This window comes from Vibrio sp. MED222, assembly GCF_000153005.1.
GTDB lineage: Bacteria > Pseudomonadota > Gammaproteobacteria > Enterobacterales > Vibrionaceae > Vibrio > Vibrio tasmaniensis_A.
Map to the genome: position 1 here is coordinate 88,496 of NZ_CH902608.1, position 12,945 is coordinate 101,440.

14 protein-coding genes are annotated in these 12,945 nt (G+C 44.5%); 5 read left to right on the forward strand and 9 right to left on the reverse strand.

Annotated elements, in window-relative coordinates; all coding sequences use genetic code 11:
- Positions 1-118: 118 nt before the first annotated feature.
- From soxR to MED222_RS10170, 4 genes are all read right to left on the reverse strand, one after another.
- Positions 119-559 (reverse strand): redox-sensitive transcriptional activator SoxR, encoded by a 441-nt coding sequence (soxR, locus tag MED222_RS10185; protein WP_009847217.1) that lies wholly within the window; start codon positions 557-559, stop codon positions 119-121.
- A 164-nt stretch (positions 560-723) separates the two neighbouring features.
- Positions 724-1,245 (reverse strand): NADPH-dependent FMN reductase, encoded by a 522-nt coding sequence (locus MED222_RS10180; protein ID WP_032555252.1) that lies wholly within the window; start codon positions 1,243-1,245, stop codon positions 724-726.
- A gap of 325 nt (positions 1,246-1,570) precedes the next feature.
- Positions 1,571-3,133 (reverse strand): glutamate synthase-related protein, encoded by a 1,563-nt coding sequence (locus MED222_RS10175; protein WP_009847219.1) that lies wholly within the window; start codon positions 3,131-3,133, stop codon positions 1,571-1,573.
- Between the two features lie 226 nt (positions 3,134-3,359).
- Positions 3,360-3,917 carry a DUF1439 domain-containing protein gene (locus tag MED222_RS10170; RefSeq protein ID WP_009847220.1) on the reverse strand — a complete coding sequence of 186 codons (558 nt, stop codon included), beginning with the start codon at positions 3,915-3,917 and terminating at the stop codon, positions 3,360-3,362.
- Between the two features lie 160 nt (positions 3,918-4,077).
- Between MED222_RS10170 and MED222_RS10165 the strand changes: the two genes are divergently transcribed.
- The 4 genes from MED222_RS10165 (at position 4,078) to MED222_RS10150 (ending at position 7,306) form a co-directional block, all read left to right on the forward strand.
- On the forward strand, positions 4,078-4,464 hold the full coding sequence (locus MED222_RS10165; RefSeq protein WP_009847221.1) for a thiol-disulfide oxidoreductase DCC family protein: 387 nt from the start codon (positions 4,078-4,080) through the stop codon (positions 4,462-4,464).
- 412 nt (positions 4,465-4,876) lie between these two features.
- A complete protein-coding gene (locus MED222_RS10160) occupies positions 4,877-6,199 on the forward strand; it encodes an ABC1 kinase family protein (protein ID WP_009847222.1) in 1,323 nt (440 codons plus the stop codon).
- Positions 6,200-6,296: 97 nt separating this feature from the next.
- Positions 6,297-6,842, forward strand: coding sequence for a glutathione peroxidase (locus MED222_RS10155; protein WP_009847223.1), 546 nt, complete (start codon positions 6,297-6,299; stop codon positions 6,840-6,842).
- The gene (locus MED222_RS10150; protein WP_009847224.1) at positions 6,839-7,306 is read left to right on the forward strand and encodes a DUF3429 domain-containing protein; all 468 of its coding nucleotides are present in this window, start codon (positions 6,839-6,841) and stop codon (positions 7,304-7,306) included. The genes MED222_RS10155 and MED222_RS10150 overlap by 4 nt, the downstream gene beginning before the upstream one ends.
- Positions 7,307-7,419: 113 nt before the next feature.
- Here the strand turns inward: MED222_RS10150 and MED222_RS10145 are convergent, their stop codons facing one another.
- The 4 genes from MED222_RS10145 to MED222_RS10130 form a co-directional block, all read right to left on the reverse strand.
- Positions 7,420-8,034 carry a LysE family translocator gene (locus tag MED222_RS10145; protein ID WP_009847225.1) on the reverse strand — a complete coding sequence of 205 codons (615 nt, stop codon included), beginning with the start codon at positions 8,032-8,034 and terminating at the stop codon, positions 7,420-7,422.
- A gap of 97 nt (positions 8,035-8,131) precedes the next feature.
- Positions 8,132-8,464, reverse strand: coding sequence for a hypothetical protein (locus MED222_RS10140; RefSeq protein ID WP_009847226.1), 333 nt, complete (start codon positions 8,462-8,464; stop codon positions 8,132-8,134).
- A 136-nt stretch (positions 8,465-8,600) separates the two neighbouring features.
- Positions 8,601-10,037 (reverse strand): lipopolysaccharide biosynthesis protein, encoded by a 1,437-nt coding sequence (locus MED222_RS10135; protein ID WP_009847227.1) that lies wholly within the window; start codon positions 10,035-10,037, stop codon positions 8,601-8,603.
- A 16-nt stretch (positions 10,038-10,053) separates the two neighbouring features.
- On the reverse strand, positions 10,054-10,980 hold the full coding sequence (locus tag MED222_RS10130; protein WP_009847228.1) for a glycosyltransferase family 2 protein: 927 nt from the start codon (positions 10,978-10,980) through the stop codon (positions 10,054-10,056).
- A gap of 305 nt (positions 10,981-11,285) precedes the next feature.
- On the opposite strand from MED222_RS10130, the gene MED222_RS10125 reads away from it, so the two are divergent.
- Positions 11,286-12,434, forward strand: coding sequence for a glycosyltransferase family 4 protein (locus MED222_RS10125; protein WP_009847229.1), 1,149 nt, complete (start codon positions 11,286-11,288; stop codon positions 12,432-12,434).
- Between the two features lie 207 nt (positions 12,435-12,641).
- Here the strand turns inward: MED222_RS10125 and MED222_RS10120 are convergent.
- The coding region (locus MED222_RS10120; protein ID WP_009847230.1) for an RNase H family protein at positions 12,642-12,945 on the reverse strand (304 nt) is incomplete at its 5' end.

The window sequence follows — 12,945 nt, forward strand, 5'->3', positions numbered from 1 at the left end:
CTAGACCTATAATTCGTGATTGTCTAGGCACGCTATTCGGCCACAACTGTTGCTTAACCCATTGAGTAAAAGCTAAAACTTAGCCCGTTGCTCCATGTTTTTCAGGAACTCAGTTAGTCTAATCAACAATGCGTTGTGCGCCCTGTCCTTGGTCATGCAGAATATCTTCAGGGTTCAACAATTGGCATTTCTGCATACTCAAACACCCGCAACCGATACAACCAGTTAGGTTTTCTTGTAGAGATTTAATCTGCGCCATCTTGCTGTCCAGTTGCCCCTGCCATTTCTTCGCAACGCGTTCCCAATCTCGCTTAGTCGCGGTATGGTTCATTGGCAGTGTTGATAACTCTTCGGTGATCTCTTCGAGCGTGAAGCCTATCGACTGCGCGACTTGTATCAACGCAATTCGTCTCAACATCGCCGACTGATACCGGCGTTGATTTCCGTTAGTACGAATCGAAGCAATCAACCCTTTGGTTTCATAAAAGCGCAGCGCTGAAGGTGCCACACCACTTCGCTCCGCCAATTGGCCTATGGTGAGATATACGATGTTTCTCATTACGACACTATCCTTGAGATCATAAATATTTAAAGCTTACTTTAACTTTATAATAACGACCAATTCTCATCTTAACTAATTAATGTCCTTAAACTTTGATAACGGGCGCAATGAAAAGAAACCACGCAAATAGCTACTTTGTTTTATTGTGGTGTTCTCGCTCTCTAAATCTGACTCATGATCGATTTCAGGCTCTCTGCTATTTCGGCATTGATGATTTCTCCCGTTTCTACATTAAAGTTATCGTAGAAACTTGGTACCGACATCGAGCCCTTCACATCAGCATCAAAGTAAGGTGCAGAATGTACCGCAGACGACAACACAGAGCTGGCGCCACCTGGGCCTGGTGATGTGGAGAGCATCACAACAGGTTTGCCTTGGTACACTTTCATGTCGATTCGTGATGTCCAATCAAACACATTCTTAAAGGCTGCGGTGTATGAACCGTTGTACTCTGCAAAAGAGATGACGACAGCATCTGCTTCGCCAATCTTGCTAAAAAAGCGCTGCGCATGTTGATGGACACCGGACTCTTTTTCTCTGTCTTCACTGTAAATGGGCATCTCGAAATCATTAAGATCGAGCACCTCTACTTGCGCGCCCTCAACTAAGCTTGCGGTGTACGCTGCCAATTGTTGGTTAATCGATGCTTTACTGTTGGTCGCGCCAATCGCTAATACTTTCATTGTTGATCCTTGTTCATTTTTCTCACCTTTTTGCACTCATGACTTCAATTACGGAGCTCAAAGTTCATAACTGAAGATTCGTAACGTCTGTTTGATAACATCAAAACCTGCACTAGGCGACAAGGTGATAGATTGTGTTTTTAGATTGGGGACGATGATAGAACTTCAAGTTAACTTGAGGTAAAGCGATATTTTCAAAAAATAGGAAATAATTTAAAAACACTTATAAAGCAGTTAATTACGAAAGGTTAAACATAGATTAGTATTACACAGACAAAAATAAGCACACCCAAAATACAGTGAGTGTGCTTGATCGAAATACTATTTACTTAAGTTGATTTAATGGACTGACACCAGAGTAAGCGACTCCGGATAGCTCGGCCATTTCGCGATTCCATGTTGCCAAATCGTGAGGATTAAACTGATTCAAATGATCATGACCACACGCTCTCGCCATCACTTGCATCAATTCAGTCGAGGCTTCGAAGAAGTTCTTCAATTGATTCGATGCCTTCTCGACATTTAACCGTTGGCGTAAATCGGCTTTTTGAGTCGCGATGCCCGCCGGGCAATTATTGGTGTTACACATTCGGGCGGCAACACACCCTATCGACTGCATGGCACTGTTCGAGATAGCGACACCATCTGCACCAAGCGCCATCGCTTTTACAAAGTCCATTGGAACACGAAGCCCACCAGTAATGATTAAGGTGACTCTGCCACTTACGCCTTGCTTGTCTAGATAGGCTCTGGCACGAGCAAGCGCTGGAATAGTTGGCACGCTAATATGGTCACGGAACATTTCTGGCGCCGCACCTGTGCCACCGCCTCGACCATCCAAGATGATGTAATCGGCACTGGCATCCAATGCGAACTGAATATCCTCTTCAATATGATTGGCACTCAACTTGAAGCCAATTGGGATCCCGCCAGTCACCTCTCGAACTCGGTCGGCGAACTTTTTGAAATCCTCGACGGTTTTTAGATCAACAAAGGTGGGTGGAGAAATCGCGGCGGTACCCGCTTCAATGCCACGCACCTCTGCTATCTTGCCAATGTTCTTCGCACCCGGTAGGTGACCGCCAGTTCCGGTTTTAGCACCCTGCCCACCTTTAAAATGGAAGGCTTGGACATTTTTGAGCTTAGATTCATCGTAACCAAATTGTGCGCTAGCTAATTCATAAAAGTAACGTGAGTTTGCCGCTTGCTCTTCGGGCAACATGCCTCCCTCACCCGAGCAAATTCCCGTTCCCGCAAGCTCCGCGCCTGTCGCTAAAGAGATTTTCGCTTCTTCAGACAACGACCCAAAACTCATATCAGAAACAAACAAAGATATGTTCAACTTGAGTGGCTTTTTCGCTTTTGGCCCAATAATAAGCTCAGTACCAACTGGCACATGTTCCAATAACGGTTTGGTCGCCATTTGTGCAACCATCACTTGAATATCATCCCAGTGAGGCAATAGATATCTTGGAACGCCCATTGAAATCATTGGCCCGTGATGCCCCACTTTGGATAAGCCATCTCGTGCTAATTGATGAATGAACTCAACCGTGGGCTCCTCTTTGGTTGCAGAAGCCGCAGGTGAGAGATCGGGCGTTGCCGCTTGGATGTGAACATCGGGGCCTTCTTGGCCCACTTGCTCAGCCGTAAACTGTTTATGGGTGCCATCACAGAAAGGGAGATTGTTCGAATACTTACAGCGGCACAGGTAAGCGTCGCCGGTTTCCTCGGCCACGAAACTCTTCGGTTTGAAGCCCGTTCCTGCATGAGAACCATCACAAAACGGTTGGTTTTTCGATTTCCCACAGGTACAGAAGTAATACTCCTCCCCTTCTGTTAGCTCCACTTTGACTGGCTTGGTATCCGCTATCACTGGATTCTTCATAGTTCGCTCACCTTTTCTTTCTTATGATTTGATGACTGAAGCGATGACTTGCTCACAAGAGTAAAGTAAAGGTGAGATACGCGGCTAATTCAATAAATAAGCCAGAGAAAACAAGCTGAATAGACAGTCTAAAAACAGAAATCTTACTGATTCAACACAAACAAAAATGGCCACCAAATCGGCAGCCATTGTGTTTTAAATCTGAGTCTAAGCTAAACGTGAAAGGTTAATCGAATAACTCGATGACCAGCTTGTTGTCTTTAATCACTAGATTGGGTTCCGATGACTTGATCAACGACTCTTGCACTTTATTGCTGTCGAGCTTGTAAACTGGAGACTGGGACAAAGCAAAACCAATCATAGAAACGGCAGGCTTAAGTAGTTTGGCAATCTCTGGCGAAAGCTGTTTATCTTTTTCTTCAAAGCGCTCTAAACGCAGTGATTTCAAATAAATCTCGCCGCTCTCTTTGTCGTATTCAGGAATCGCACTGAACTCGATATCCAAGTCCAACCCCATATTCGGCATATTGAACACCTGAACTTTTGCATTGGTGTTCGCTAAAACAGACACACGCTCGGTATCAGCTCTACCAATCTGCACCGCTAAATCATCAACAGCGACTTGCGCATACATAACGTTTTGCACACCGACTTCTTGTTCTAACATCACCGAATCTTGCAGGTAGTTCATCATTTCTTGCTCAGTCACGCTGTAGCTAACACAACCACTTAGCACCAGCACAGAAGCTGCCAAAATAAACTTTTTTGCTACGTTAATTATCATCAATACCAACTCTTTATCGTTAGTTATTAGCGCGGAATTTACCTTGTAATGGTACTGTAAAATAGTCGTCACAATTACAGTGTCGGATAACTGAGTAAAATGATCCACCTAGTTGGTGATTGCGTACAATTTAAAATTAGCAAAAATAGTTAGGGAAACAATGACTGCATTAACGATATTTTACGATGGCACCTGTCCACTTTGTGCAAAAGAGATGGCGGCACTGGCTAAATCTGATACCAAAAATCAGATTCAAACCATCGATATCTACAGTGAGGCGTTTACAGATTACCCGCAGATAGATGCAGAGGCAGCCAACACGATTTTGCATGCACTCGATGAGAATGGAAAACTGCTGCTGGGTTTGGACGTGACTTACCAAGCGTGGAAGCTGGTTGGTAAAGGTTGGCTTTATACCCCATTGCGCTGGGCGATATTTAGGCCAATGGCCGACTGGTGTTATCTGCGGTTTGCCAAGAACCGATACAAAGTCTCTTTCTGGCTAACTGGAAAGTCACGTTGCAACGGTAACAGCTGCACTAAATAGCTGTACTAAATTGCATTGGTATTAAGACATACCACTCGCGACTTTGTAATACACCACACCAAACAGCGCAGCAAAAACTAAAACGGTAACCGCGACTTTTAACCAAATAAACTTCATGTTTTGTCCTCTAAATTCTGTTTACTGTTTCGCGAGACAAGTTACCACAACAAAACATTCGGTTGGGTAATGATTTATAGAACTTTGTAGTCATACCAATCACAGTAAGTAAGTGGTCAAAAATAGCGCAGGGAAAAAGCTGGAGAACAAGGCGGCTCTTTTCGACAAGAAGTTTCGATAAGTAGTTATTCTACAATCAAAAAATCTAACGACGTTATCGAGATTTTTAACAAGCTAGGGTGAACAGTTATTTACTACGATTGGTATCAATCTTGATAACTAAGTGAGAACCTTTATGTCGGCAAAAGAAAGAAATCTACCTACCCATCGTATTTCAAGATTCAGTAAGTTCGCCTCGCTGGCAACAAGGGTCGCGGGTAATGTGCTGACGGAAGGCACCAAGCAACTCGCACAGGGCAATAGGCCGACAGCAAAAGACTTACTGCTAACGCCACAAAACATTGCTCGGCTCACCGATCAACTCGCACACCTGCGCGGTGCAGCAATGAAACTGGGGCAGATGCTATCAATGGATGCAGGCGATGTCTTAGAACCTGAATTAGCCGATATTCTTTCTCGCCTACGTTCAGACGCTGACCCACTGCCAGCCAAACAGCTCAGCCAAGTGTTGGAAAATTCACTCGGAATCAACTGGAAGGTGGAGTTTATCTCCTTCAACTTTAAGCCCATCGCCAGTGCGTCCATCGGTCAGGTTCACCAAGCGTATAGCGACTCTGGAGACAAACTTGCCATAAAAGTCCAATACCCAGGCATTCGAAAAAGCATCGACAGTGATGTGGATAACGTTGGTACATTGCTCAATATTGTTGGGTTGATACCCAAGTCAGTCGATTACAAAGGCTTGTTAGAAGAGGCAAAAAAACAACTACATGATGAAGCCGACTATGCTCGCGAGGCCGACTATGCGACTCGTTATCAAAATGCATTAAAAGAGCACTCTCACTTCGTCGTGCCTAAGATTCATGCGCAAATCTCATCAGAATCGGTGCTCGCCATGGACTTCATTGAGGGCATCTCGATAGAGCAAATTGAAGGTTATGATCAAAGTACTCGAGATTTTGTGATGCACAGCTTGCTCGAACTCATGTTCAGGGAATTGTTCGATTTTAGGATGGTACAGACCGACCCCAACTTCGCCAATTACTTGTATGTAGAACAAACACGACAGATTGGCTTATTGGATTTCGGTGCCACCCGTGAATACAGCGACCGCTTCAGTGATGGCTATCGTTTGGCCTTTACTTCTGTTGTTAATAAAGACGAATCAGGGCTCAATCAAGCACTCGAACAGATTGGATTCTTTAGCGAAGTCATACTGCCCGATCAGCGCCAAGCCATTCTTAACTTAGTGACTATGGCGTGTGAGCCCATGCTTGTCGACGAAGATTACAACTTCAAAGCCAGTGGTTTAGCACAAAGGCTTCGTGAAGCGGGAACCATACTCAGCATGGAGCAAGAGTATTGGCATACGCCACCAGCAGACGCTCTATTCCTCCACCGAAAGATTGGAGGCATGTACCTACTGGCATCTCGCCTTGGAGCAAGGGTGAACATAAGTCGTTTGGTCGCTCCATATCTCATCAGCGATGACACTTGATTAGTTCTTAAATAGTGACGGTTAATGATTAGCAAAGTGATCATTTCAAGTCGCTGAACAGTAATAACAGTTACGCCAACTAAAATGAGTCAGACTTATGAAACATTCACTGCTGTGCTCCACCGCCCTAATCGCAAGCCTAACAAGTTCATTCGCATTTTCAGCAAGCTGCCCTGAGATACTCAACGGCAAACAAAGGCTGCTAAATTCAAACGAAGAAATTGAGCTGTGTGAAGAGTTCCAAGGTAAGACTTTATTAATCGTGAATACGGCAAGCCAATGCGGTTTCACGCCTCAGTTCGAGCAACTAGAGCAGCTTCACCAAACGTATAAAGATGAAGGGTTCACGGTTGTTGGTTTCCCAAGTAATGATTTTCGCCAAGACAGAGGAAGCGAGAAGCAATCCGCAAAAATCTGCTACCTAGATTATGGCGTCACCTTTCCAATGATGGCGCGCGCGTCACTCTCTGGGCCAAACGCAAATCCAGTCTTTGCCGAAATCCAACAACAAGCCGGTATCAAACCGAAATGGAATTTCTACAAGTTCTTGGTCAGCAAAGAAGGCAAAGTGATAGCAACCTTCCCGAGTTCTACATCGCCAACCAGTAGCACCCTCAAAAATGCAATAGAGCAGCAGTTATGAGGTTAGATTACATGGAGACAACTCAAACACGCAACACCATGGCCAAGCTCGGTTATATGGGTTTAATCCCCTTTTTATTCGGCCTACTGTTATCACTCACCGACAGGCAATTCTTTAGCTTGAGCGGCGAAACACTCTTCATCACCTACAGCGTGGTTATCTTGAGCTTTTTGTCGGGCATCTTGTGGGGCAATGGGATAGAGAACTTCGAAAGCCAATCCAGCAACAAGGCTCTGATTCTTAGCAATGTTATTGTGTTGGCAGCGTGGCTAGCGGTGCTACTCGGTGAGCAACAAGAGTTCCTCACCACTCTGATTCTGATCTTAGGCTACATTGCGGTTTGGCGAGCGGAAAGGTCAATGAGAGAAGAGAATCAAAGTGAAGGCCCCGACGGCTACTTTGATATGCGAACCCGACTGACCTCTAGTGTCGTATTAATGCACGGTATCGTGATGTTGACCTAGGCGTGCGTACGCCCATATTTAAACCGGCATCAAGATGCGGGCTCTAGATAGGCACTCTCTTCTTTAATGGCACCAAAACCATCGACAAATACAACTCACAAACCAGTCAATTCCTACTGACGACTCACCAATAAATTCGCACCAGACAAGGCAAGAAACACAGAACATGCTTTATTGAAACGCTTGGCCATCTGAGGTTTTGAAAACCAATGTCGTAGATATAAGCCAAAGGCTGCATAGATAGAAATTGCGAGCATTTCTAATACAAGAAACGTACTTCCCAAAACAAAGAATTGAGTATTTACGTTCGCAGAAACATCGACAAATTGAGGAAGGAATGCAGTGAAAATGAGTATCGCTTTTGGATTGCCCGCAGCGAGTGCGAACTCTTGTTTAACAAGACCAAACCAGTTCTTATTTCGCTCGATATCCGCGACCGGGCTGGCTTGAGATCGCCATAGGTTAAACGCGATCCACAACAGATACATTGCACCAAATAATTTGATCAGGAAAAACAGCGTTTCAGAAGTATAAAGCACAACCGCTAAACCAGATGCAGCCAAAGCAATCATGCCGGAAAAAGCAAGGATTCTTCCTAGACCAGGGACAAAGGCGGCCTGAAATCCGTAACAACGGGCGTTGTTCATTGATAACAAATTGTTTGGGCCCGGTGTCATGTTGAGCGCGAAACAAGCGGGGATGAATAGCATTAACTTCCAGATTTCCATTTTTCGTCCTTGTTAAAAACTTCGTAAATATTTAATCAATGAACGAATGCAGAAAGCTCTGTATTTCAGCTTCACATGCCGCCATTTTAATTAATCATTACTCGACAATATAATGCTCTTCGTCTGGTTCAATCAAATTGTCTGCAATACCAATTTCGCCCGCGATGAAAATCGCACTCGCTATCGTTTCTAATGTTTTATTCGGCTCTCGATCCGGTACTTCGCCCACTTCAGGAACGGGCTGCGATCGCGAGATTGAATTACAAACGACACTTTCACAAACGATATTGTTTTGTTCCTGTCGAGAAACCTCAGGCGGCTTGAAACCCGATGAATTGAAGTCGGGAGTATCAACACTCTCGGTTGCAAAATGAGAATCACTGTATGAGGCAGCTGAAAACAGAGAGAGGAGCAGCATCCACTTATTCATATATCTTTCCATAGTTAGCATTCACTAGATTTATAAATACTATCTAATTAAAATAATTATGAACAGCGTTTTATTATCATTAATTCATATTTCCCTAGACGCTTATCAGAATACCCGCGCTCTGGGTGAAATCGGTTCAACTTACGTGGGAATGTTTGCCTAACGTGAGCTTATCGAGCAACACTTGTGGAACAGGAATAACAGAGTATCGAACAAAGACGACTAACGTCACTATTGCCACAAAACTGCCTAAAACAAAGTCATGAACATCAACCAGCGCCCAACCAAGAAGCCTGTGACTGGTAATCGCAAGTATGGCGATACTCACCGCAGCCATCCATTTACGATGATCGTAAGGCAAGTACTCCATCTTTTGGCTCACAATATAAAGCAGTGACAGCCTCACGGCATAAGTACCACAAAGCACCACCACCACGCCCCACACGCCATAAATCGGTGTCACAACAAGATAGCCAATGGTTGCTACAATCGCACACCCGCCTTGTATCCACATTTGCGATTGGCTTGAGTCACCGCTGAAACAACCAAGGTTGAGGTAATCCCCTGCATTCTTAATCACACCAATCGCCAAGAGTGCGACAACAATAGTACCTGCATACTGATAACTGCTGGGCAGAATCAAAGCAATAAAACCAGGCACCGTAAGGATCATCAAACAACCCAACACTATGGCCAGATTCACGCCGACTAGCGCTCTATCCGCACAGACTTTTTTACCGCCAGGCTGTTGTAGCATGGCCACCCGATTTGGAAACCACCACAGAGCATAAGGCTGCAGTAACAAGCCAAGCAGCAACGCAAACTTGCCACTGACCGCATAGATTGCAAGTTCTTCAACACCCACAAAGCTTGCCATCACCCAACGGTCTAGGCCTGTAATCATGTAAATAGAAGCACCACCGACTAACGTGGGTAATCCAAACTTTAGGATCTTAGCGGAGTATTTTAGGCTGCCAAATGAGCCCATCTCCTGCCATTGATAACGCAGTAAACACAGCATCAACAACACACTCGAAACAGCGGAAGAGATCAGAACACCATCAATGCCATAACCCGCTTCAAGCAACACAAAGGTCATTGCAGCTTGCACCGTTGCCTTCAATACATTGAGCATGCAAAAGCGCTTAGCTAACGCATTCATTCGCATCAGTGTTAACGGGATAGAAATCGCACCATCTAACATGGTCGGTATCAGAAGAAGTAATATTTGATAGGGCTGAAACTCGACGGGCAGCATCAATAACAACAACGGCATACTAAGAGCAATTAAAGAACCGCCTAACACACAGACCAAGACACTCAACGTGAAACAGTTAGAGGCCAGCTTTCTCTTTTCTTCACCCTCAGCGACGCCCACATAACGGTACATTGCCTCAACAATCCCAAAGCTAAATAGGATTGTCCCGATGTCAGCCAACAAGACGATGGCTTCTAAAGAACCGTATTCAACCAACGTCATCTTATGGGTGATATAGGGGATCATCACGAGCGAGATCCCTTTCATCATCACGATACCAATGGCGTAATAGGCGGACTGTTTTAGTGACCCCATAGCAGACACCTATTCCTTACAATGCAGGCATTAGGAAACTTTTACAGTCCCCAAGAAGATGTCGTAAGGTTCTTTTTTGAGGAGCCAACGCTAACGAGCGGATGCTATAAGAGATGGCCCGTCGGTTCTGTTGTAAGCCTCTGTAATAGTCGGCGTAACCTTCTAGTATTCTTGCCTTTGCAATTTTGAAACTGGACGTCGGTAGGTTCCATCGTTGATTGTCATTTTGGTAACGCTGGAGAATGGCCTCTATAGACTGCAAATTTCTCAATTTAAGACTTTCAGTTTGGGTAACAGAGCTCGCTCTCATCAAGTAACCAACCTGCACGGAGTTCAACACACCGATCTGATGGCTTTCACTCATTCGAAGCCACAGCTCCCAATCTTCCCCATACTTAATGTCAGCATTGAAACTGTCTGTTTGAGAAAACACATCCGCTTTCACCATCACCGTTGATGTTCCAATAACATTGTTTTCAATGATGAACTCTAATGGGTTTTCTATATTGATAAACGCTTCATCTTGGTCTTGAAACTGCGACCAATAACTAAAGCAATCAACTATCACTTGATAGTCTTCAGTAAGGTGTTCGTAGTTAGTAAAGCTCATCGCAAGATCTGGGTATCGTTGATGAAATTCGAGTTGGCGCTCAATTTTTTCTGGAAACCAGAAGTCGTCCGCGTCTAAAAAAGCGATGTATTCTCCGGTCGCCTTTTCAATCCCTAGGTTTCTCGCTTGAGGCGCGCCAACACCCAAAGTGGATAACGTAATAATGCGTTCATCTTCTATCGAAGCGAGATACGTCGACGTTCCATCGTTGCTGTTATCGTCAATGACAATGAGCTCAACATCTTGATGAGTCTGCTTCAGTACGCTGCCAATTGCCTTCGGCAGGTAATCCAAACAATTGTAGGTAGGAATAACAACACTTACTTTAGCCATAATGACGCCCTCAGATTTATACGTTATATGGCTAACGTTGCACGTTCTATGCCGAGAGCGTCTTGCTACGAAATCAGCTCTATATCAGTCACCTACACGCCTATTCTCAAAATGACGACCAAACACAGATGTTCAAAAAAACTGCACCTCCAATTTGATTATCAATTTGAGAAAACGAGCGACTTCTTTAGGGATAACCTTCAGAAAGCCCTCTAAAGCTAAGATTCGATCTTGGTTCGTATCTTGCTTTATTGGTTATTAACTTGGCTTGATAGCTTTAGTCATATGGATTTGAGGAGTAAGGAATGAAGAAAGTAGCATTTGTGGCACCAACCTACCCTGTACTCAGTGAGACCTTCATTCAAACAGAAGTCGACTCTGTGAAAGCGTGTGGGCACGATGTTTGTGTAATGACGTTCGAAATTGAAAACAGCGAAAAACAGTTCGACTACGACATTGTCGAAATAGGCAATAATGTTCGGATGGGTAAAGTCGCCAGCATTAATTGGATAGGTTTCATCAAGGCTATCTCATTTATTTCTAAGCAAACCAGCATGCCAAAAAAATCACTGTTCGCTTATGGATTCAAACTGGCGCTGCAACTCGCCGAGAACGACGTCGAACACGTTCATGCGCATTTCTGTCAGCACACTACAGCTCACGCCATCGTCGCGGCAAAGCTACTGAATATCACCTGCTCGTTCGTTGCTCACGGTCATGATGTTTACGAGTTCGCTTATGATATTGAACAGAAGATTTCGTCGAGTGATTTTGTGGTCGCAGTGTGCAAAGACATGCTCACTGATTTCAACACCATGGCTAAGGGAAACATTAAGCTCCTGCACTGCGGAGTGAATACCAAACAATTCCAACTCACCCCCAAAACCGAAACGAAGCAACTTCGCTTTGTTTTTCTTGGTCGATTAGTGGAGCAAAAAGGTATCCACCATCTTATTGATGCATTGGCACCGATTGCCGAACCTCTCGACATTCATCTCGATATCATCGGTACTGGCGATTTAGAGCAACAATTAAAATTGCAGGTCAAAGAAAAAGGACTTGCTCGAAACGTGACCTTTCTTGGCGCGAAACCTCACGAGTGGGTGAAAGAGAAACTATCGAACTATGACAGCCTAATCGCGCCCTTCTGTTTTTCCGAAACCGGGTGTGTGGATACAGGGCCACTGGTTTTAAAAGAAGCGATGGCCGTGGGAACACCCGTCATTACCACCAACATCATGGGATGCAAAGAGATCGTCTCACCAGAGACAGGTTTTGTGGTTAGCGAAAAAAACGTGGAAGAATTAAGAGAAGCGATTGAGCGTTTCGCGCAGCTGAGCAGTAACGATAAAACATCGATGGGTTTAAAGGCACGTGAGAGAGTGAAAGACAGTTTTAATTCGATCAAACAAGCTCAGCAATTATCTCGTTGGATAGAGAACCCAGCTCAATAAGGATTAACTCAGACAGCTAAGCATCGCAAGAACGGCTAAGCATCACAAGAGCTACTAAGCACATAAAAACAACTGAGCACCACAAGAACAAAAGAGCGCTACATCCATTTGAAATGTAACGCTCAACTTAGCACTGCCTAATGATGGCGACTTATGCTTTCAGTAACTTTCATTAGCTTTTCATTAGCTTTTCATTAAGAAGCCTAGCTAACCTGCTCGAAGTGCCAAAATAGACTCAAGATCTTCGATGTCACGATATTGAGCTAGCTCCTGCTCTTTCGATGAAATAGCCACAATCGACATTCTATCGGCCAATTCGTTACCTTCAATACCAACGTGTCCGTTCACATGGTAGATGGTGATTTTTGAAGCCAGTTCTTGGTAGAGAGCATACGCAGGCTTAATAATATCGAGGTTTTTGATCTCGCCGCCCGACTTAGTCCAGCCCTTTTTCTCCCAACCCGTTGCCCACTTAGTAATACAATCAATTGAGTACTTAGAGTCACAATAA